The sequence below is a fragment of the Ruminococcus bicirculans (ex Wegman et al. 2014) genome (assembly GCF_000723465.1).
In the GTDB taxonomy this organism is placed as follows: domain Bacteria; phylum Bacillota; class Clostridia; order Oscillospirales; family Ruminococcaceae; genus Hominimerdicola; species Hominimerdicola aceti.
Genome location: NZ_HF545617.1, coordinates 26,641 through 47,557, shown reverse-complemented (window position 1 = coordinate 47,557; position 20,917 = coordinate 26,641). Strand labels below are relative to the sequence as shown.

Annotated in this window: 18 protein-coding genes; 1 reads left to right on the top strand and 17 read right to left on the bottom strand. The window is 45.4% G+C overall.

Features of this window, described 5'->3' with window-relative positions:
• Nucleotides 1–16: 16 nt before the first annotated feature.
• The 17 genes from RBI_RS10700 to RBI_RS10620 all read right to left on the bottom strand — a co-directional run bounded on the left by RBI_RS10700 (nucleotide 17) and on the right by RBI_RS10620 (nucleotide 18,825).
• Complete coding sequence (locus tag RBI_RS10700) at nucleotides 17–4,495, bottom strand: PolC-type DNA polymerase III (RefSeq protein WP_041337169.1); 4,479 nt, start codon at nucleotides 4,493–4,495, stop codon at nucleotides 17–19.
• Between the two features lie 15 nt (nucleotides 4,496–4,510).
• Entirely contained in the window at nucleotides 4,511–5,563 is a 1,053-nt protein-coding gene (gene ispG / locus RBI_RS10695) for a flavodoxin-dependent (E)-4-hydroxy-3-methylbut-2-enyl-diphosphate synthase (protein WP_041337168.1), read from the bottom strand.
• 14 nt (nucleotides 5,564–5,577) lie between these two features.
• Nucleotides 5,578–6,618, bottom strand: coding sequence for a M50 family metallopeptidase (locus RBI_RS10690; RefSeq protein WP_051706851.1), 1,041 nt, complete (start codon nucleotides 6,616–6,618; stop codon nucleotides 5,578–5,580).
• A gap of 319 nt (nucleotides 6,619–6,937) precedes the next feature.
• Nucleotides 6,938–8,083 (bottom strand): 1-deoxy-D-xylulose-5-phosphate reductoisomerase, encoded by a 1,146-nt coding sequence (locus tag RBI_RS10685; protein ID WP_041337166.1) that lies wholly within the window; start codon nucleotides 8,081–8,083, stop codon nucleotides 6,938–6,940.
• A gap of 124 nt (nucleotides 8,084–8,207) precedes the next feature.
• Nucleotides 8,208–9,038, bottom strand: a complete 831-nt coding sequence (locus tag RBI_RS10680) for a phosphatidate cytidylyltransferase (RefSeq protein WP_041337163.1) — start codon at nucleotides 9,036–9,038, stop codon at nucleotides 8,208–8,210.
• A 3-nt stretch (nucleotides 9,039–9,041) separates the two neighbouring features.
• The gene (locus tag RBI_RS10675) at nucleotides 9,042–9,773 is read right to left on the bottom strand and encodes an isoprenyl transferase (protein ID WP_081856045.1); all 732 of its coding nucleotides are present in this window, start codon (nucleotides 9,771–9,773) and stop codon (nucleotides 9,042–9,044) included.
• 3 nt (nucleotides 9,774–9,776) lie between these two features.
• Nucleotides 9,777–10,331, bottom strand: a complete 555-nt coding sequence (gene frr / locus RBI_RS10670) for a ribosome recycling factor (RefSeq protein WP_022287392.1) — start codon at nucleotides 10,329–10,331, stop codon at nucleotides 9,777–9,779.
• Nucleotides 10,332–10,361: 30 nt separating this feature from the next.
• Nucleotides 10,362–11,066 carry a UMP kinase gene (pyrH, locus tag RBI_RS10665; RefSeq protein WP_022287393.1) on the bottom strand — a complete coding sequence of 235 codons (705 nt, stop codon included), beginning with the start codon at nucleotides 11,064–11,066 and terminating at the stop codon, nucleotides 10,362–10,364.
• Between the two features lie 94 nt (nucleotides 11,067–11,160).
• The gene (locus RBI_RS10660) at nucleotides 11,161–11,556 is read right to left on the bottom strand and encodes a secondary thiamine-phosphate synthase enzyme YjbQ (protein WP_041337162.1); all 396 of its coding nucleotides are present in this window, start codon (nucleotides 11,554–11,556) and stop codon (nucleotides 11,161–11,163) included.
• Nucleotides 11,557–11,585: 29 nt separating this feature from the next.
• A complete protein-coding gene (locus RBI_RS10655; protein WP_041337161.1) occupies nucleotides 11,586–12,590 on the bottom strand; it encodes an NAD(P)H-dependent glycerol-3-phosphate dehydrogenase in 1,005 nt (334 codons plus the stop codon).
• 13 nt (nucleotides 12,591–12,603) lie between these two features.
• Nucleotides 12,604–13,263, bottom strand: coding sequence for a glycerol-3-phosphate 1-O-acyltransferase PlsY (gene plsY, locus RBI_RS10650; protein ID WP_148303612.1), 660 nt, complete (start codon nucleotides 13,261–13,263; stop codon nucleotides 12,604–12,606).
• 18 nt (nucleotides 13,264–13,281) lie between these two features.
• Nucleotides 13,282–14,613, bottom strand: a complete 1,332-nt coding sequence (der, locus tag RBI_RS10645) for a ribosome biogenesis GTPase Der (protein ID WP_041337160.1) — start codon at nucleotides 14,611–14,613, stop codon at nucleotides 13,282–13,284.
• 221 nt (nucleotides 14,614–14,834) lie between these two features.
• Entirely contained in the window at nucleotides 14,835–15,017 is a 183-nt protein-coding gene (gene rpmF / locus RBI_RS10640) for a 50S ribosomal protein L32 (protein ID WP_022287398.1), read from the bottom strand.
• Nucleotides 15,018–15,069: 52 nt separating this feature from the next.
• A complete protein-coding gene (locus RBI_RS10635) occupies nucleotides 15,070–15,513 on the bottom strand; it encodes a YceD family protein (protein WP_041337159.1) in 444 nt (147 codons plus the stop codon).
• 116 nt (nucleotides 15,514–15,629) lie between these two features.
• Nucleotides 15,630–16,034, bottom strand: a complete 405-nt coding sequence (locus RBI_RS10630; protein ID WP_022287400.1) for a hypothetical protein — start codon at nucleotides 16,032–16,034, stop codon at nucleotides 15,630–15,632.
• 96 nt (nucleotides 16,035–16,130) lie between these two features.
• Nucleotides 16,131–17,462 carry a glucose-6-phosphate isomerase gene (locus tag RBI_RS10625; protein ID WP_041337158.1) on the bottom strand — a complete coding sequence of 444 codons (1,332 nt, stop codon included), beginning with the start codon at nucleotides 17,460–17,462 and terminating at the stop codon, nucleotides 16,131–16,133.
• 154 nt (nucleotides 17,463–17,616) lie between these two features.
• Nucleotides 17,617–18,825 carry a D-alanyl-D-alanine carboxypeptidase family protein gene (locus RBI_RS10620; protein WP_041337157.1) on the bottom strand — a complete coding sequence of 403 codons (1,209 nt, stop codon included), beginning with the start codon at nucleotides 18,823–18,825 and terminating at the stop codon, nucleotides 17,617–17,619.
• 220 nt (nucleotides 18,826–19,045) lie between these two features.
• Between RBI_RS10620 and RBI_RS10615 the strand changes: the two genes are divergently transcribed.
• The gene (locus tag RBI_RS10615) at nucleotides 19,046–20,764 is read left to right on the top strand and encodes a phospho-sugar mutase (protein WP_022287403.1); all 1,719 of its coding nucleotides are present in this window, start codon (nucleotides 19,046–19,048) and stop codon (nucleotides 20,762–20,764) included.
• Nucleotides 20,765–20,917 lie beyond the last annotated feature (153 nt).

Here is a 20,917-nt window from a genome sequence, read left to right as displayed (position 1 = left end):
TTGTGCATAGTAACTATCAGAACAACGATATCTGGTTAGATTTAGGCATATCGCCGAAAGCTCCGTTTTTCTCCAGAGTTTCGATAACAGATTTGGACACTCCGCTCTGCTGTTGGAACTCCTCGATAGAGATAAACTCGCCGTTCTGCGCCTTTTCGTAAATGCTTATCGCCGCAGACTCGCCCACTCCGTTAAGTGAACAGAACGGAAGCCTTATCTTGCCGTCCTCTATCTGATAGATAGTTGCGTGAGATTTTTTGATGTTTACAGGCAAAAAGTCATATCCACGGCTGAGCATTTCATTCACAAGCATGAGAATTTCAAGCACACCGCTGTCCTTACCCGACACCTCGTCTTTTGGTTTATTCTTTATTTCTTCTATCTTGCTTCTGACGATATATTTTCCCTTGAGAGCGATCTCTGCGTCAAAATCCTCGCCCTTGACCGTAAAATAAGTTGCATAGAACGCAAGCGGCTCATGCACCTTGAACCAACAAAGTCTTATAGCTGCCGTAACATAAGCCGCCGCATGGGCTTTCGGGAACATATATTTTATCTTCAAACAACTGTCGATATACCACTCCGGAACGTCATGCTGACGCATATTCTCTTTCATTTCCTCTGTGAGCAGTTTCGGAGCTTTTCCCTTACGGGTTATCTCCATTATCTTAAATGACAGCTTTGGCTCAACGCCATGATAAAGCAGATATGTCATGATACTGTCACGAGTACCGATAACATTTGAGATATCGCAGGTTCCGTTTTTGATAAGCTCCTGTGCGTTGCCGAGCCATACGTCAGTGCCGTGTGAAAGTCCTGATATCTGCAAAAGGTCAGAGAAGTTTTTCGGCTGACAGTCAAGAAGCATTTGTCTTACGAACGGCGTACCCATTTCAGGTATACCGAGCGTTCCCGTCTGACACATTATATCCTCCTCCGTCACTCCAAGTGACTCAGGGGAAGTGAACAGCGAATAGACCGCAGGGTCAGACATGGGGCAATCGAGGATATCTCGTCCTGTGAACATTTCCAGATACTTATACATTGTCGGGTTATCGTGACCAAGCTCATCAAGCTTCAGGATAGTATCGTGGAGAGAATGGAAGTCGAAGTGGGTAGTTACCATGTCAGAGTCCACTTTTTCCGCAGGGTGCTGAACAGGTGTGAAGTCATAGACCTCATAGTCGCTAGGGATAACGACCATTCCACCCGGGTGCTGAGAGGTCGTTCTCTTTATGCCGCAGCAGCCAAGTTTAAGTCTTTCTATCTCAGCCTTTGGCACTGTTTTTCCACGCTCGTCAAGATATTTCATAACATATCCGAAAGCTGTCTTTTCCTGTATCATGCCGATAGTACCGGCTTTGAACACATGGTCCTCACCGAAAAGAACTTCCGTATATTTATGCGCCTTTGCCTGATAGTCACCTGAGAAGTTAAGGTCGATATCAGGGGCTTTATCGCCGTCAAAGCCAAGGAACGTTTCAAATGGGATATCGTGTCCGTCACGGTGCATATTCTCTCCGCACACAGGACAGTTTTTCGGCGGCAGGTCAAAGCCTGAGCCTACCGAGCCGTCTGTAATGAACTCGCTGTGGTGGCAGTTAAGACAGACATAGTGTGGCACAAGAGGGTTTACCTCAGAGATACCTGACATGGAGGCAACGAAGGACGAACCTACCGAGCCTCTTGAACCTACCTGATAGCCATTCTCGTTGGAGTTGGCAACAAGCTTCTGAGATATCATGTAAAGAACTGCAAATCCGTGCTTGATAATAGAGTCAAGCTCTCTTTTAAGTCTTTTGAAAACAAGGTCTGGAATGTGTCCCTCAAAATATTTTGATACGTCAACGTCCTCGCCCTCCGGAACTTCTATAGTTTCAGGGTCACAGTCGCCGTAAATGGAACAGCATTTCTTCCAGCATATATACTGAAGCTGATAAACCGAGCCTTCGATAAAAGGCGTATAAGTACCGTTCGGAAACGCTTTCAGGTCAGGGTCTACCATATCAGCCACGTTGTTTGTATTCGTTACAACGACCTCAAACGCCTTTTCCTCGCCAAGATAGCTCAGCTCGTCAAGCATTTGGTTTGTGGTCTTAAGATACAAAGGAGGCTGAGTATCGGCGTCAGGGAAGCCCATTGAAGCCTGTATCACCGACCTGAACTGTGCGTCGGTCTTGTCCATGAAATGCACGTCGCCTGTTGCGCAGACGGGTATGCCCAAGTCCTCACCAAGTTTTACAATAAAGCGGTTTATATCCTTTATATCCTCCGCTGTGTGTATCCTGTCATAAGGAGGCTTTTCGGTGGTGAGCATAAATTTGTTGTTTCCGTCAGGCTGTATCTCCAGATAGTCATAAAAGCTTGCTATCTGCTTGATCTCATCATAGTTTCTGCCCTCGAGATAAGCCTGAATGACCTCGCCACGCTCGCAGGCACTACCGAGGATAAGACCCTCACGGTGTCTTACAAGCTCAGATTTTGGTATTCTCGGACGTCTTTTGAAATATTTAAGATTGGAGTCTGATATAAGCCTATACAGATTTTTCAGACCCGTGTTATTTCTTACGATAATAATTTGGTGATAAGTCGGCTTTGCAAGCACCTGATTTTCATTTGCAAGCAAACTGTTGAGCATATCCACTGTTATAAGAATCAGAGGATACTGCTCCATGAGCATTTTCGACAGCCTTATGAATATCCCTGCAAGCACCTCTGCGTCATCACAGCCACGGTGGTGCTGAAAATCCCCAAGTCCGAAATGCTCCGCCACATAGTTGAGTTTATGCTTTTCAAGCTCCGGAAGCATTATCTGCGACATTGGCACGGTGTCTATAGAAGAATATTTTATCTCGATGCCCTGTCTTTTTGCGCAGGCGGATATAAAGCCCGTATCGAACTGAGAATTGTGCGCCACAAGAACAGGGTCGTCACCTATAAACTCCTTGAATTTAAGGAGAGCTTCCCTTTCGCTTGCACCGTCCTTTACCATATCGTCAGTGATGTGGGTGAGGTTTGAGATAAACTCAGGGATAGGTCTTTCAGGGTTTACGAAAATATCGAGCTTGTCCACAACTTCAAGATCTCTCAGCTTGACAGCGCCTATCTCGATGATCCTATCTTCATTAGGATTTGTACCCGTAGTTTCAAGGTCAAAGCAGATTATCTCGTCTGTAAGCTCACGCTTGTCCGTTCCACGGAATATCTTTTCGTCATTATTGACCTCGTATGACTCTATGCCGTAAAGCACCTTGAAGTCACCGCCACCCTTGCGTATGCCGATACAGGTATTTCCGGCGTCAGGATAGCCCTGAACGACACCGTGGTCTGTTATGGCAAGTGCTTTGTGTCCCCATGAATAGGCTCTTTCCACAAGCTTGCCCGCAGGAGTGAGAGCGTCCATCATAGACATATTGGTATGGCAATGAAGCTCCACACGCTTATGCTCGCAGGTATCCTTTTCCTTTTCACGCTTTACGACCATAATGCTGTCAGGCTTGATGTTTATAGAGTGGTCAAAATCGTCCTCCTCTATCTCACCTGCCACAAGTATGGTCTTGCCTGCCTTAAGGTGTTCAAGCATTGCCTCAAGCACTGCCCTTTTCAAGCCTTTCATGTTTCTGAAATTCTTGTTTGAGCCTATGAACTTTATAGAGTTTGAGGAAGTATAGTCGGTAAAATTCAGGTGTGCTATAAGCATACCCGACTTTGTTTCCTTTGTTTCCACAGGTCCGAAAATATCGCCCCAGACCACCACACGTCCACGGTAATCCGCAGGGATATCTTTCATCTGCATCACCTGCTCGTTTCCTGATATTGGCGCGCCCATAAGCACAAGAGCGTCATCACACAGAAGCGAGAACCTTGTGAAGTCCACATTTGCAGTTCGGAAATCCACAGAAGCACCGCTTGCAGTATTAGTGGTAACAGCCGCCTTTTTCTCAGGCTGTGCAGGGTCTATTTTCGGCACAGGGAGGGAGTTCAAAAACTCCTCCTGCTCACGCTGATGCTCTTCCATATCAGTTTCAAGCACACCTGTGAGCCTTATATCCGCCCTTACGGAAAAAAGCTCCATGGTGAGCGCAGGAAAAGCCGTTTCTATGCCCGCCTTTTTCAGCAACGCTTCGCCTCCGTGTTTTATATCCACGGTGAAAATGCCGTTTTCATAAACAGCCTCAGCGTTGTCAAAAAAGCCGTTCACAAGAGGAAATCTGCTTTTAAGAAACTTGCAAAGCTCAGGAAAATACTCCGCACAAAGCATATCAGGGGTATATTTGAGCTGCAAAATAAACTTTCCTGCTCCTAGAGCCGCCCTCATTTTCATTTCAAATTCCACTGTGCTGTCAAAAGGCACCAGCTTGTCAAAAGCCGCCTGACAGGTAAAAGTGCCGTTTTCTTCGTTATAGCCCAGCCTTAATATCCTGCCCTTTTCTATCACAGAGGGTATAAGCTCCTTATAGTTCTCAAAGAAGCTTTCAATGGTGTATGTATTCATTTATGGTATATCCTTTTAAAGTTTTTCTATTTCCGCCAGAAGCGCAGGCAAAGCCTCCTCCTCTGATACCTTTCTGAGCTTTTCACCGTGGCTGAATATCACCGCACAGCCGTCACCGCCTGCAATGCCGATATCAGCGTTGCCCGACTCGCCTATGCCGTTCACAACACAGCCCATAACGGCTATCTTGATATCCTTGTCTATATCCTTGGTGGCCTCCTCAACCTTTTTGGCAAGACCTATAAGGTCTATCCTAGTTCTTCCGCAGGTAGGGCAGGAAACTATCCTTACTCCGCCACTCTTGCCGATAGCCTTTAAAATATCCTTTGCGGCGTATATCTCTTTTACAGGCTCGTCTGTAAGTGAAACTCTTATAGTTTCGCCTATGCCGTCGCACAGAAGCGAACCTATACCGATAGATGATTTTATAAGACCCATTCTCTCGGTGCCAGCCTCAGTTACTCCAAGGTGCAGAGGATAATTACAGGTCTGTGCACACAGTCTGTATGCCTTTATCATAGTCGGCACGTCTGATGACTTTATAGAAATAACGATATCCTCAAAGTCGCACTGCTCCAAAATTCTCACATGACCCATTGCGCTTTCCACAAGAGCCTCCGCAGTTGGCGAACCGTATTTCGCAAGCAACTCCTTTTCCAGAGAGCCGCCATTCACACCTATCCTGATAGGGATATTTCTTTCACGACAGGCTTTAACCACCGCTTTTACCCTATCCATAGAGCCGATATTTCCGGGGTTAATCCTTATCTTGTCGATACCAACTTCCGCCGCCGCAATGGCAAGGCGATAGTCAAAGTGGATATCCGCCACAAGAGGGATAGAGATCTTCTCTTTGATAGCAGGGATAAGCTTAACGGCTTCCATGTTTGGTATAGCCGCTCTTACTATTTCACAGCCAGCTTTTTCAAGCTCCACAGCCTGCTTAACAGAGCCTTCTATGTCCGTAGACGGCACATTGAGCATTGATTGAATATATATCTTTTTGCCGTCAAGGACAAGTCCCCCCACCTTGACAGGTCTTACGTTTCTCTTATTTTCACCTGACATAAACAGTTCCTCCTTTAAACAAGCTTGATGATATCGCTCACTGTCACCACTACCATAAGAAGCAACAGAGCCGCCATACCGATAGCGTGTACCATTCCCTCATGCTCAGGCTTGACAGGCTTACGGCGTACCGCTTCGATAATAAGAAACAAAAGTCTTCCGCCGTCAAGTGCAGGCAATGGCAAGAGATTGAAAATGCCGATATTTATGGTCATGAACGCACCCAGCGACAACATTGTGTCAATAAGTGACGACCAGTCTATCTTGCCTGACTGGCTGTCCCTTTCACTGTCGATAACATTGTCGATAGTATCAACGATACCCACAGGACCGCTGAGGTCTTTTATGGAATACTTTCCTCTTATAAGGTCTGCAAATGAGATATAGATAAGTCTGCCGTCAGTACAGCCCTGCTTAAAAGACTGAGTTATCACAGAGCCGACGGTCACAGCTTTTGGTGCGACCTTGAAATCAATGTGCATGGTATTATCGTTCGTTGCAAAGGTGACGTCTTTAAGCTCCACTTTTTTTCCGTCACGCTTCACCACCATATCGAACTTGCCGTCCTCATCGTTTCCAAACTGATAGGACATATCCATAGTAGTGAAAATCCTCATGCCGTTGACCTCGATTATCTCGTCGCCTATCTGCAAGCCGGTCGATTGGGACATAGCGTTATCCTCAAACCACGATATAGTGGTGGTTGCGATACCGTCAGACCTTGCGGTGCTGATACAAAGGGTAATATATCCAAGCACAAGATTCATTATAACGCCTGCCACCACGATAAGCATTCTTTTTGGCAGGCTTTTATTACAAAACGCACCGCCGTCCTCGCTTCCGTTATCCTCGCCCTCCATGGCACAATAGCCACCTATGGGAAACACACGCCAAGCGTAAAGGGTATCGCCCTTTTTCTTTTTGATAATGGCAGGACCCATGCCAATAGCGAACTCGTTGACCTTTACTCCGCTGGCTTTCGCCGCAATAAAGTGACCAAGCTCGTGTATTATTATGATAGCTTCAAAGATCAATATTGCAAATAATATACTCATTTTTTTACCTCGCATGAACACTCTGTGCGTTTGATTTACTAATGCTGTTGTAATTTATTTTCTGTAGGGGAGCGGCGTAATTTCTGCTTTGCATAAATCCGACGTCCCGACCCCTCCGACATTTCGTCTACAATCTCATTTGTGTTATCCACATAATGTTTTCTACATAAGCTCTGGATAATTCAAACCTCGCTCCTCCGAGCGGGCTGTCGAGGGCGCCAGCCCCTACAAATATTCGGGATAGTTTATGTTGCCGCAAAATCGCTTTGCTCGGTATGGCTTTGCCATTCCTCACTCCTCACTTAAAAGCCGCTCCTCACTAAGCTCCGATAAGCTCCTTCGCTCTCTCCCTAGCCTTTCTATCCGCTTCCAGCACATCTTCCACACATTTTATCTCTTTTCGTGGGGTGCTGTCGCAAACGCTCATTACTATTCTACCAATGTCAAGAAAATCTATCCTGCCGTCAAGAAAAGCCGCAACGGCTTCCTCATTCGCTCCATTCACTGCCGCAGGAAGATTTCCACCGATAGTGACAGCCTTTATACAAGCCCTAAGACAATCGAACGTATCATAGTCAGGCTTCTCGAAAGTGAGCTTTCCATAGTCTGTAAGGGACAGCTTTTTCACATCACATTCCACTCTTTCAGGATAAAGCAGAGCATACTGTATGGGTATTTTCATATCAGGCACGCCAAGCTGAGCGATAACAGAATTATCCTCATACTCCACCGCTGAATGTACAACGCTCTGTCTATGGACAACTATCTCTATTTGCTCAGGTCTGAGCTTGAAAAGCCACATTGCTTCGATAAATTCAAGACCCTTGTTCATAAGCGTAGCAGAGTCAATGGTTATCTTTCTGCCCATTGACCAATTAGGGTGGTTTAAAGCCTGCTCAACTGTCACGCCCTCTAGGTCAGACTTTGTTTTGCCGAAGAATGGTCCGCCCGAAGCAGTAAGGATTATCCCTTTGAGCTTGTTGCCCTCGTTTCCCTGCAGGCACTGAAAGATAGCCGAATGTTCGCTGTCAACAGGATATATCTTCACTCCCTTTTCAGCAGCCGCCTTTATAACAAGCTCACCGCCTGCCACAAGTGTTTCCTTATTTGCAAGGGCAATGTCAGTGCCTTTTTCGATAGCCGTAAGGGTTGGCACAAGACCCACCATGCCAACGACTGAGTTGAGCATGATATCGACACCGTCCATTCTTGCTATCTCTTTAAGTCCATCCATGCCTGTGGATATTTTTATGCCAGTGCCACTGAGAAGCTTTTCAAGCTCTGCCTTTTTGTCCTCACGGTAGATACACACACGCTCAGGCATAAGCTCTTTTGACTGAGCCGCAAGCTTTTCAACGTCAGAATTTGCCGCAAGCGCCTTTACTTTAATATTATGCTTTGCAGCCACTTCTAATGCCTGCGTGCCTATAGAACCCGTTGAACCGAGTATGGTCATTGTTTTCATTTATTGTCCCTCATCATATAAAATAAATTCAGGCAATTCCGCATAAAGATGGTTTGCAAGCGGTGTTGCCTTAATAACGCTTAAAAGGGGTAAGCCTAAGCCTGCCCCTAAAAGTCATAATTTTCTATTTAAGTATAAGCCCCTGTGTGAACATATAGTACATAAAAGGTGCAACGAGCAGAACGCTGTCAAAGCGATCCATTATTCCACCGTGACCCGGCATTATGTTGCCATAGTCCTTTATACCTGTCTGTCTTTTTATCACCGAAGCTGTAAGGTCGCCCACAAGTCCAATAAGAGCCGCAAGCATACCTGCGATTAGAACACCAAGATAATGGATAGGCTCGCCTTTAAGCACGAACTGATAGAACAGGCTTATTATAAGCATAAGAATACCATTTGAGATAACGCCGCCTATAAGGCCCTCCACAGTTTTCTTAGGGCTTATCTCAGGGCAAAGCTTTGTTTTGCCGAAGAAAGTTCCTGCAAAATAAGCACCGCTGTCAGCCAGCCAAGCCGCTGCAAGAGTAAGAACTATCATAAACACGCCCTTGCCGCCCAAGCCTGCCATTGTGACCAAAGTTGAGAATGAATACGGCAGAAGTATGCCCACGCCCAGCATGAAGAAAAACTCTGTATACTGGAATTTTGTATGCTCTTTAAGATAAAGCAGACACATTGCTATAACGAAAAGCCCCATATAAAGCTTGTAGCTGAAAAAGTACAGCCAGCCGTGTCTGTAGAACACAGGCATGAAAGCGTCCACAAAGGCAAACGCACAGCAGGCAATGGTCTGATACTTATGCTCTGTCATTTTTGTCGCCCTGAATATCTCATATATTGCAAGTGCAGAAATTGCGCCCACCGCAATGTTGAACAGGAACGTTCCGTGTGCGATAAGCAGTATCACTGCGATAACAATGGCAACTGCCGCAGATTTAATACGGGTAGACATTTTTTACACCCCTCCAAATCTTCTGTTTCTTTCGCTGTATGCGATAACAGCCTTGTCAAGGTCGCTGCCTTTGAAGTCAGGCCATAGGATATTTGTGTAATAGAACTCCGCGTAAGCCGCCTGCCATATCATAAAGTTTGACAATCTTTGCTCTCCGCTAGGTCTTATAACAAGGTCAACAGGAGGTATCTCCTCAGTGTAGAGATTTCTCTCTATCATATCCATTGTGATATCCTCAGGCTCCAGCTTGCCTTCTTTCACCTGCTGAGCCAATGTCTTAGCCGCATGGCAAATCTCGTCCCTGCCGCCGTAGTTGATAGCAAGCACAAGGGTCATAGAGTCAAAGTCCTTTGAGTCCTCCTCAACGGAAGCCATTTTCCTTTGCAGATTTTCGCTGAGCCTTGTTCTGTCGCCTATAAAGCGCACCCTGATATTCTCCTCGATAAAGTCCCTGACCTCGTCAAGATACTTTTCAAAAAGATCCATAATTGCGTCTACCTCGTCCTTAGGTCTTTTCCAGTTCTCGGTAGAAAACGCATAGTAAGTTATATACTGTATTCCAAGCGCCTTGGCGTGTCTTGTTATGGCACGAAAGGTCTTTGCGCCCTCTCTGTGTCCGAACTTTCGGGGCAAGCCTCTCTTTTTCGCCCACCTGCCGTTGCCGTCCATTATAACGCCCACATGAACAGGCACAGACACGTTCTCTCCAAGGCTTATCTTCTCATTATTCGCCATGGCTTAGATAGAGAGTATCTCTTTTTCCTTTTCGGCAACGTGACCGTCAACTTCCTTAACGAACCTGTCAGTAAGCTTCTGGATCTCGTCCTCGCAGTCCTTAAGATCGTCCTCTGTGATCTCGTTGTTCTTCTTCATTGCCTTGAACTTTTCCATTGCGTCACGTCTGATAGAACGGATAGCGACCTTGCACTCCTCGCCCATTTTCTTGATATCCTTAACAAGCTCCTTACGTCTGTCCTCAGTGAGCTGTGGGAAAGTAAGTCTTATAACAGAGCCGTCATTCTGTGGATTGATGCCGATATCAGAAGCCTGGATAGCCTTTTCGATAGGCTTGAGAGTTGACTTATCCCATGGCTGTATAACAAGCACTCTTGCCTCAGCAACAGAAACCGCCGCCATCTGTGTAACAGGAGTCATTGCGCCATAATATTCTACCTGGACTTTGTTGAGTACAGACGGATTAGCTCTGCCTGCTCTGATGCCTGCAAAGTCCGAAAGCATAACGTTTATGGATTTCTCCATTTTTGTCTTAGCATTTTCCTTGATCTGTTTCATATTCAAACGATCCTTTCTTGATTATCTTTATTATTTTACGAGAGTGCCTATATTTTCGCCCATGCAAGCGTCATAGATATTGTCAGGTCTTGCAAGATCGAAAACGAGTATCGGGATATTGTTGTCCTTACACATTGCCGCAGCAGTTGAGTCCATTACCTGCAGACCCTTTGCAAGGATATCAGCAAATGTAAGTGTGTCATACTTAACAGCGTCAGGATACTTGTGAGGATCCTTGTCATAAACACCGTCTACCATGGTAGCCTTAAAGAATATGTCAGCCTCTATCTCAGCCGCTCTCAGTGCCGCAGCCGTATCAGTTGAGAAGAACGGGTTACCAGTGCCACAGCCGAAGATAACCACTCTGCCCTTTTCAAAATGACGCATAGCCTTGTTTCTGATGTAAGGCTCAGCCACCTGTGGCATAGAAATAGCTGTCTGTACTCTCACTTCAAGACCGCAGTTCTCAAGGCCGTCCGCAACAGCAAGTGCGTTCATAGCAGTTGCCAGCATACCGATATGGTCGGCTCTTGTTCTGTCCATTGCACCGCTTGATCTGCCTCTCCAGAAATTGCCGCCGCCTACAACGATACCTACCTCAACGCCGGCGTCAACACATTTTTTTATGCTCTTGCCAAATGATGTGATAACGTCATAGTCAAGACCTATCTTCTTATCGCCTGCGAGAGCCTCACCGCTTAATTTGAGCAATATTCTCTTATATTTAGGTTCCATATTTCAAAGCACTCCTTAACACATATTTCGTTGGAATTATCCATATTAATTATACAATATTTTCAGCAGATTGTAAAGAGGAAAAACGCCAAAATCAGCCCTTTATTATCTTCACAAAAAAGTTTCTTGTTCTCGGTCCGTCAAACTCAGCGAAATAGATACCCTGCCAAGTGCCGAGAAGAAGCTCGTTATCGTCGATGATAACAGTTTCCGAAGCACCAACACAGCTTGACTTCATATGAGCGTCAGAGTTTCCTTCAGCGTGACGGAACTGCGGTCTGTTCGGAAATGTTTCCTCCAAAGCGTAAAGAAGATCAGTTTTTACGTCGGGGTCGGCATTCTCATTTATGGTTATCGCCGCCGTGGTGTGGGGACAGAACACCACAGCAATGCCGCTTTGCACCCCTGATTCTGTGACAGCCTGCCTTACATAGCTCGTGATGTTGTAAAGCCCTCTGCGTTCTGTCTTGATAGTGTATCTTTTAAGCATATGTATCCGTCCTTTCAACGGTCGCTTTCCTAACTCAGAAAAGTTGACTCAGTTTCATTTCTGTTCGGTCTGCCCATAAGATTTTTGATAGCGTTAGCCGCAGGCTCACCCTCAAAAAGCACCTTTGCAAGCTGTTCTGTGATAGGCATTTCAATTCCCATTCTCTTTGAAAGCTCCCATGCGTTTTTGGTACATACATAGCCCTCAACAGTGCCGACCTGTCTTACAGCCTCCTCAGGGGTAACTCCCTTGCCTATGAGGATACCCGCACGGCGGTTTCTGCTGTGCATTGAACAGCAGGTAACGATAAGGTCGCCTATGCCGCTAAGTCCACCAAAGGTTTCAAGCTTTGCGCCCATTGCAACTCCAAGACGTGATATCTCTCTGATACCCCTTGTCATAAGTGCAGCCTTTGTGTTGTCTCCAAGTCCAAGGCCGTCGCAAACGCCTGCCGCCAAAGCAATGACGTTTTTCAGCGAACCGCCTATCTCGCAGCCCATAACGTCATCATTAACATACACTCTGAACGTATCGTTAGAAAGAGTGTTCTGTATATAATATGAAACCTCCCTGTCGTCAGAAGCAGTAACAACAGTGGTGGGAACTTTTCTTGCCACTTCCTCTGCGTGTGACGGACCGGTAAGCACCGCAACATGATTGTTCGGAAAGCACTCTTTCGCCACACAGCACATAGTTTTAAGGCTTCCGCCCTCAAGACCCTTTGCCGTGTTCACAACTATCGTTCTGCTTTCAAGATAAGGCACAACGCTTTCGCAGACCTCTCTGAGGAAAGGTGAAGGTATGCCAAGTATCACCATGTCTTTATTCTTAACACAGCTTATATCCGTTGTAAGCTCGATAGTCTTGTTCACCTGAACGCCAGGGAGCTTTGCTTTAAGCTCGCCCGTTCTCTTGATAGCATCTATCTCGTCCTGAAACTTTGACCATACTGTTACTTTATGCCCTGCATTGTCGCACATTATTGCCAGTGCAAGACCAAATCCGCCTGAACCGAGTATAGTAATATCTGCCATAATAAAACCTCCCTTACGCCTTTTTCTTGCTCCCGAATTTGTTTTCGGTGCCGTTCATAAGGCGTTTGATATTAGGTCTGTGCATATAAATGATAAGCAGACCGATAGCCGTTGCCATAAGAGTATTTGCAAGAACGCCGTCGCCCTTGATGATAAAAAGCTGAACGATAGGCGTAAAAACAGGATATGCGATAGCGGCGCATATAGAACCCACAGACACATATTTTGTTGCCGCAAGCACGATAGCGAAAACAGCCACCGAGAAAGCACAGGTCAGCGGGTCGATAGCGATAAGGGTCGTTGCCGCAATAAGAACGCCCTTTCCACCGTGAAAACCATAGAATACCGGGAAAATATGTCCAAGCATTACAAAAAAGCCCGCAAGATATCCGATAAATTTATCGTCATGAAAAAAAGTCACGCCGAAACTGTTTGTCACCACAAGTCGGCAGATAACTACCGCAAGCACGCCCTTTGCAAGGTCGCACAACAGCGTTGCCGCCGCAGGCCCTTTTCCGAACACTCTCAGAACATTGGTCAAACCTGCGTTGTTGCTTCCGTAATCACGGATATCCTTATGCTTTAAAACTCTGCACACGATTATGGCAGAATTAAGACTTCCGAAAAGATAGGAAAAAATTATAGTGAATGCCAGACTTAAAAATATGTCCACAAAATAACCTCCAGAATTTTATTTAACGTCGTCCTTGTCACGCTCTCTTATCTTGAAAACGATAGGCGTGCCTTCAAGTCCGAAGGTCTCTCTTATCTGATTTTCAATATAACGCTGATAGGAAAAATGATACAGATCGGCTCTGTTTACAAAAAACACGAATGTAGGCGGTTTGGTAGAAACCTGCGTCATGTAGTATATCTTCAGCCTTCTGCCCTTGTCAGACGGTGGCTGTACCCTCTGGGTAGCATATGCGAGAACATCGTTAAGTCTTCCTGTCGGTATTCTAATAGAGTTCTGCTCTGCAACGAACTTGATAGTATCAAAAAGCTTGTCCATTCTCAGACCTGTTTTTGCAGAGATGAACACAAAAGGCACATAGCTCATAAAGCTGAAATCGTCCTGAAGCTTTTTCTGGAAGTCGTTCATGGTGTTAGTTTCTTTCTCGATAGCGTCCCACTTGTTCACCGCAACAACGCAAGCCTTGCCCTTTTCGTGAGCATAGCCTGCCACCTTTGAATCCTGCTCAGTAAAGCCCACAGTTGCGTCAATAACGATAACAGCAACATCGGCTCTGTCAACAGCCATATAAGCCCTCAGCACAGAGTATTTCTCAATAGTCTCCAGCACCTTTGACTTACGTCTGATACCAGCCGTATCTATGAAAACGAACTTGCCCTTTTCATTTTCCACAACCGAGTCAGTAGCGTCACGGGTAGTGCCTGCAATATTTGACACGATAACACGTTCCTCACCGCATATCTTGTTTATTATAGAGGACTTTCCAACGTTAGGCTTGCCGATAACAGCGACCTTTATCGAATCATCGTCATCGTCCTCTTCATTTTCATCCGGAAGATATTTCAGCACCTCGTCAAGGAGGTCGCCCGTTCCGTGACCATGAACAGAAGAAACAGGAAACGGTTCGCCCAAACCGAGATTATAGAACTCATACAGCTCCATAGGCGGTTCGCCCACATTATCCACCTTGTTCACGCAAAGCACGATAGGCTTGCCCGATTTCAAAAGCATCTGTGCCACCTCATAATCAGTAGCAGTAACTCCGCATTTAAGGTCTGTCACAAGAATGGTGACATCAGCTTTCAGTATAGCAAGCTCCGCCTGTCTGCGCATCTGAGCAAGGATAATATCATCAGACTCAGGCTCGATTCCGCCCGTGTCAACCAGCATGAACTCGTGTCCGAGCCATTCGCACTTTGCATATATCCTATCTCTTGTGACGCCAGGAGTATCTTCAACTATAGAAAGTCTTTGACCGATAAGCTTATTAAAAAGAGTAGACTTACCAACATTAGGTCTGCCCACTATCGCAACGATCGGCAATGACATATATATCGACCTCATTTCATATAAATTTGCACATTGATACATCGTATAGTATAACACAATTTCTCACGTTTTGTCAACCATACAAGAAATACAGCACCCACATTCCATAGATTTTTACTGCAAATATGTAGCAGTGAACAGCGTTTGCCCGCCTTTTTCACTGCTACAACAAAAAAGAGCAGAACGGCCTAAGCCATTCTGCTCTATGTGCTTATCAAAAATTATGCTTCCTTCTTGATAACCTCTACGCCCTTATAATAACCGCAATTCTTGCAAACCTTGTGTGGTGAAGTAAGCTCACCGCAGTTAGAACATTTACAAAGTGCAGGTGCGTCAAGCTTCCAAACTGCTGAACGTCTCTTGTCACGTCTAGCCTTGGATACTTTTCTCTTTGGTACTGCCATTCTGGCACCTCCTCGTCAGTAAAATCATTATAGTCTGTTCAGCTATTTCCCGTCAAGAGCAGTTACATTTGCCCTCATTCAAATCCTGTCCGCAAACGTAACACAAACCCTTGCAGTCATCCCTGCAAAGAATTTTTGTAGGCAGCTGTAACAACAAATCTGAAATAGCTAATTCGTCCAGATCAAGAGCATTGTTCTCGCAGACCACATAATCGTCTCTGTCGCTTTGAACACTTCTCACCAGAGTGTGTTCAAAGTCATAAACATACTCCCTGCTGAACTCCTTTAGACATCTGTCACAGGTGTGATCCATAGTAAAAACAGTCTTGAACCTGAGCGTTACCACCCCTGCCCTGTTCTCTATCTCACCTGTTACCGCAACGGGCGATGCAAAAGAATATCCGCCATACTCCGACAGCTTGTCTGCTGTTATGGAATAATCGATCGTTTTTCGCTCTCCGATTATATCGAAAAGTTCCTTCAACTGTACATTCATACTTGCACCTCAAACATCACAAATTCCATTATAACCTGAGAAACGTGATTTGTCAATACTTTTTTTCAATTTTTTCGTTTTTGCTATCAAAATACCAATAAACGAAGCGCAAAGCCTTACTTGATGAAAGCCTTTACCTTTGCAGGCAGCTCATCAACGTCAGCAGATACTGTGAAAGTAACGTTTACGTCCTTTGTGAGAACTGCTACCTTTTCAAGCATATTGCCAAGAGCGTCATAATCTCTGCCGCCGATCTTCAGGATACCGTCAACGAAAACTTCCTGAATGTCATAGTTGCCAGCCATCAGACCTGCAACAAAGCCATAGAAGCTGTCAAAGCTGTTGATACCGTATTCTTCAGCGTCAGCCAATCTTACATTATGAGGAAGGTCATAGGTAAGCTGCATACCTCTTTCGATGCAAACAACGTTGCCTGTAGCATTTTCAGCAGCCTTCTTGATAGAATCAACAAGTATCTTAGTCTTGCCTGTGCCCTTTTTACCTGGAATCAAATTAATCATATAAACTCTCCGTTCCGCTTATTAAAGCATTTATTTTAAGAGCAGACCCCCAAAGGGGAAACGCTCAAAATTTCCTTTTGTTCTGCCTTTAGGATATTAGCCCAGCTTAGCCTCGAGTTCAGCCTTCTGTGACTCATAACCCGGCTTGCCGAGAAGAGCGAACATATTCTTCTTGTAGCTCTCAACGCCCGGCTGATTGAATGGGTTTACGCCAAGCATATAACCTGAGATAGCACAAGCCTTCTCAAAGAAGTAGATCATCTCGCCAAGGTTTTCCTCATCGAGCTTATCAACATCTATAACGATATTAGGAACGCCGCCCTCAGTGTGAGCAAGGATAGTACCCTGATATGCCTTTTCATTTACAACTGACATATTCTGATTTGTGAGGAAGTTAAGTCCGTCAAGATTATCCTTGTCAGGCTCCAAGAACAGGTCGCTCTTTGGTGTCTTGATGTGCATAACTGTCTCAAACATAAGTTTTGAGCCGTCCTGAATGAACTGACCAAGTGAGTGCAGGTCTGTAGAGAAAGTAGCGGCAGATGGGAATATACCCTTATCGTCCTTGCCCTCGCTCTCGCCGAACAACTGCTTGAACCACTCGCCCATCATTGTGAATGAAGGGTCATATGAAACGAGCATCTCAACGCTCTTGCCTTTTCTGTAGAGAATGTTTCTAAGTGCTGCATACTTATAGCAATCGTTGTTATCATCAGCAGAATACTTCTTCATACCCTCTCTTGCACCAGCCATGAGCTTGTCGATATCACAGCCTGCTGCTGCGATAGGGAGAAGGCCAACTGCTGTGAGAACTGAAAATCTTCCGCCAACGTCATCAGGAACAACGAATGTCTCGTAGCCCTCTTCGTCAGAAAGCTGCTTAAGAGTACCCTTAGCCTTGTCAGTTGTGGCAAAAATTCTTGTCTTAGCCTCTTCCTTGCCATACTTATCTTCAAGAAGCTTCTTGAAAATTCTGAAAGCAAGTGCAGGCTCAGTTGTTGTGCCCGACTTTGAAATTACGTTTACGCAGATATCTCTGCCCTCGCAAATTGAAAGCACCTCGTTAAGGTAAGCCGAGCTGATATTGTTTCCGACAAAATAGATGTCAGGAGTATCCTTCTTAAGATTGTTGTAGAATGGCGACTTGAGCAGCTCGATAGCAGCTCTTGCACCAAGATAAGAACCGCCGATACCGATAACGATGAGAACATCGCACTTTTCCTTTATTCTTGCGGCAGCAGCCTTGATTCTTGCAAATTCTTCCTTATCATAATCCTCAGGGAGTGTTACCCAGCCGAGAAAATCATTTCCCAGACCGTTTCTGTTCACCAGAGTGTTATGAGCTGCAGTTACCTGCGCAGCCATACCCTCGTATTCATGTTCACTTACAAAACCCTCAAGATACTTTGTGTTAAGCTTTAATGACATTATCCTTCATTTCCTTTCCTTACCTGTCGGAGAGCGTGATACCATAAAACACGTTTCTCCGTTAATACTAGATAAATTATACTATATTTTTGTGAACATTTCAAGAGTTTTATAAAGCGAAATCATCTTTTGTACATTTTAAACAAATATAATATTACATACTCAGCAAATTGTACACAAGCTTTTTTATGCCGCAGATAAAATTCATTTTCTTCACATCTTTGCAGGCGACTATCTTTCCCTCTAATATCACCTCGCCGCCCATGGTGTATCTTATTTCTCCCGCAGTTTCGCCATTTTTCACAGGTGCGTCAAGCTTCTCCTCTGCCGTAAAATCGCACTCCACCATACGATATGTTCCCCTCGGTATAACTATAGGATAAAGCCCCTTGGGAGCAAGCTCCACAGAAAGCTCCTCTCCTCCGCACACCACAGTTTCCTTTACCATATCCTCAGGAAGTTCAGGGGTGTATATCTCATATGTATCGAACGCCAAGTTCAGAAGTTTCTTCGCCTCAGCATTCATATCCTCCTGCGAATCGCAGCCGTTAAGCACTACGCATACTGACATATCCCCTTTTTCAGCCGTTGCCGCAATACAGCTCCCAGCCTTTTCACTTCCCCACGCTTTCATGCCTGTTACGCCCTTGTAAGTACGCACAAGCCTATTAAGATTTACAAGCTCCGCCTTGCCGTCTCTCACAGTGTCAAGCCAGCAGGTAAGGTAAGGAGTGAGATTTTTGTATTTTGCAAGTTCCGAACAAAGCAAAGCCGTGTCCTTTGCTGTTGTAACATTGCCCTCTCCCATGCCAGTACAATCAGTGTAAACAGTGCCATTCATGCCAAGCATTTTCGCACGGCTGTTCATAAGCTCCACCGCCTTGTCTGCCGAGCCTGCCACCTTTTCCGCAAGCGCCGCACAGCCGTCGTTTGCATTGCCTGCCGACACTGATTTTATAAGCTCCTCCACAGATATCTTCTCTCCCTTGTCAAGCCATATCTGGCTTCCCTGCTGAGAGTTGGCATACTCCGACACCACTGACGTGTCGCTCATGGAAAGCTCACCGCTGTCTATCTTTTCTGCTGTGAGCAAAAGCACCATGAGCTTCGCATAGTGACCGCACTCACACTGTACCTGCGGCTCTTTCTCAAAAAGCACCCTGCCTGTGGTCATCTCCGTCACCACTGCAGACCTAGCCGTAAGCCCCTCTATGATATCGCTCACCGCCACAGTGTCCGCAGGCACAAAGTCCTCCGCTGACAGCGCACCTGCTTTTTCTTTCCCCTCCGCCAGCGAACACACCATAAACACTGCCACCGCCGCACATAACACTGCCGAGCATATTTTCCTTAATATTTTCACATTTTCCACCTCTCACATATACTATTTTTATATTTATATTCACCCTGTCCCGAAATTAGCATTATGTCCCGAAAAGTTTCAGGAAACTCATTTGTAAATAGTTGCAGGAATTTGTTAAATAACTGTTACAACTCTTGAAATAAATATGGGAGTGTGCTATAATGTATTCTATAGAAATGTATATTTTATAAGCGAAATATTTATATGAGGTGATTTAACAATGACAGAAATGGAACTTTACAAGCTTTGGTGTGAAAAGGCTGTTGACGATCCTGATCTCCAGACAGAACTCAAATCTATCGAGGGCGACGAGGCTGCGATCCAGGACAGATTTTACAGAGATCTTGAATTTGGCACAGGCGGACTCAGAGGAGTTATCGGTGCAGGCGCATACAGACTTAATGTTTACACTATCAGACGTGCAACACAGGGTCTTGCAGACTATGTAAACGGCGCATTTGAAAACGGCAGCGTAGCTATCGCATATGACAGCCGTATCAAGTCTGACAAGTTCGCAAAGGAAGCTGCTGCGGTTCTGGCTGCAAACGGCATAAAGGTATACATCTATTCAGAGCTTATGCCGACTCCAATGCTTTCTTGGGCTGTAAGAGAGCTTAAATGTCAGGCAGGTATCGTTATAACTGCATCACACAATCCTGCAAAGTACAATGGTTACAAGGTTTACGGCGAGGACGGCTGTCAGATCACACTCGATGTTGCAAACACAGTTATCGGCAAGATCAACGCAGTTGAGATGTTCGGCGGTGCAAAGGTAATGGACTTTGAGGACGGTATCAAGTCAGGCAAGATCGAATACATCAAGCAGGAAGTTATCGACAAGTATCTTGACAAGGTAGCACAGCAGGGCGTACATACTGACCTCGTAGCAGACAGCGGTCTGAAGGTAGTATACACACCGCTCAACGGCACAGGAAACAAGCCTGTAAGAGCTATCCTTAAGAAGATAGGCATAAAGGAAGTAACAGTAGTACCTGAGCAGGAAAATCCTGACGGAAACTTCCCTACCTGTCCATTCCCTAACCCTGAGATAAAGGAAGCCCTTGCAAAGGGACTTGAGCTTTGCAAGACAGTAAAGCCTGATCTTCTTCTTGCAACAGACCCAGACTGTGACAGAGTTGGTATCGCAGTACCTGACCCAGAGGGCAACTATGTACTGTTCAGCGGAAACGAAGTAGGTGCAATGCTCCTCAAATATATTTGCCAGGAAAGAACAGCCCTTGGCACAATGCCAAAGAACCCTGTAGCTGTTAAGACTATCGTAACAACAGACATATGCAAGAAGATAGCAGCAGAGTACAATGTAGAGCTTAGAGAAGTTCTCACAGGCTTCAAGTTTATCGGCGAGCAGATCGGTTTCCTTGAGAAAGAGGGACAGGACGACAGATATATCTTCGGATTTGAAGAGAGTTATGGTTATCTTGCAGGCTCATATGTAAGAGATAAGGACGCAGTAGTAGGCTCAATGCTCATTTGTGAAATGGCAGCATTCTACAGAACAAAGGGCATTTCACTGCTTCAGGCAAGAGAAGATATGTACAAGAAGTACGGAAACTATCTCCACAGCCAGAAGTCATTCCAGTGCGAGGGTGCAAGCGGAATGGAGAGAATGAAGGAGATCATGACAGATCTGAGAGCTAATCCACCTAAGGCTATTGGCGGACTCAAGGTAGTAGACATAGCAGATTATCTTGCATCTGAGGAAACAAACCTTGAAACAGGCGCAAAGACAGTTCTTACACTTCCAAAGTCAGATGTTATCGCATTCAAGCTTGAGCAGGGTGCAAGTGTAATAATCAGACCTTCCGGCACAGAGCCAAAGATCAAGGCATACTACACAACTATCGGCGACACAAGAGCTGATGCAGAAGCACAGGAAGAAAAGCTTATTGAAGATTTCAAGGGCATTCTTGGTTTCTAATAATTACTGAATATAGCGAAAGCAGGCGGTTTCCGCCTGCTTTTTTTCTGCGTTTTTTACCATAACTTCTGATAAACGCCAACCTCTACAATTCTAAATATAACGCTACTCCGCACCCACAGGCGAACTCTGTTCGCCCATACAGAGTTTCAG

Excerpts from the sequence above, each read along its gene's own strand:
- RBI_RS10680 (WP_041337163.1), bottom strand. The coding sequence starts at position 9,038 with ATGTCTACCCGTATTAAATCTGCGGCAGTTGCCATTGTTATCGCAGTG.
- der (WP_041337160.1), bottom strand. The coding sequence starts at position 14,613 with ATGTCATTGCCGATCGTTGCGATAGTGGGCAGACCTAATGTTGGTAAG.
- RBI_RS10630 (WP_022287400.1), bottom strand. The coding sequence starts at position 16,034 with ATGATTAATTTGATTCCAGGTAAAAAGGGCACAGGCAAGACTAAGATA.
- RBI_RS10625 (WP_041337158.1), bottom strand. The coding sequence starts at position 17,462 with ATGTCATTAAAGCTTAACACAAAGTATCTTGAGGGTTTTGTAAGTGAA.
- RBI_RS10700 (WP_041337169.1), bottom strand. The coding sequence starts at position 4,495 with ATGAATACATACACCATTGAAAGCTTCTTTGAGAACTATAAGGAGCTT.
- RBI_RS10685 (WP_041337166.1), bottom strand. The coding sequence starts at position 8,083 with ATGAAAACAATGACCATACTCGGTTCAACGGGTTCTATAGGCACGCAG.
- pyrH (WP_022287393.1), bottom strand. The coding sequence starts at position 11,066 with ATGGAACCTAAATATAAGAGAATATTGCTCAAATTAAGCGGTGAGGCT.
- RBI_RS10690 (WP_051706851.1), bottom strand. The coding sequence starts at position 6,618 with ATGAGTATATTATTTGCAATATTGATCTTTGAAGCTATCATAATAATA.
- RBI_RS10635 (WP_041337159.1), bottom strand. The coding sequence starts at position 15,513 with ATGAATGTACAGTTGAAGGAACTTTTCGATATAATCGGAGAGCGAAAA.
- ispG (WP_041337168.1), bottom strand. The coding sequence starts at position 5,563 with ATGTCAGGTGAAAATAAGAGAAACGTAAGACCTGTCAAGGTGGGGGGA.
- RBI_RS10655 (WP_041337161.1), bottom strand. The coding sequence starts at position 12,590 with ATGGCAGATATTACTATACTCGGTTCAGGCGGATTTGGTCTTGCACTG.
- RBI_RS10675 (WP_081856045.1), bottom strand. The coding sequence starts at position 9,773 with ATGGCGAATAATGAGAAGATAAGCCTTGGAGAGAACGTGTCTGTGCCT.
- frr (WP_022287392.1), bottom strand. The coding sequence starts at position 10,331 with ATGAAACAGATCAAGGAAAATGCTAAGACAAAAATGGAGAAATCCATA.
- RBI_RS10660 (WP_041337162.1), bottom strand. The coding sequence starts at position 11,556 with ATGCTTAAAAGATACACTATCAAGACAGAACGCAGAGGGCTTTACAAC.
- rpmF (WP_022287398.1), bottom strand. The coding sequence starts at position 15,017 with ATGGCAGTACCAAAGAGAAAAGTATCCAAGGCTAGACGTGACAAGAGA.
- RBI_RS10615 (WP_022287403.1), top strand. The coding sequence starts at position 19,046 with ATGACAGAAATGGAACTTTACAAGCTTTGGTGTGAAAAGGCTGTTGAC.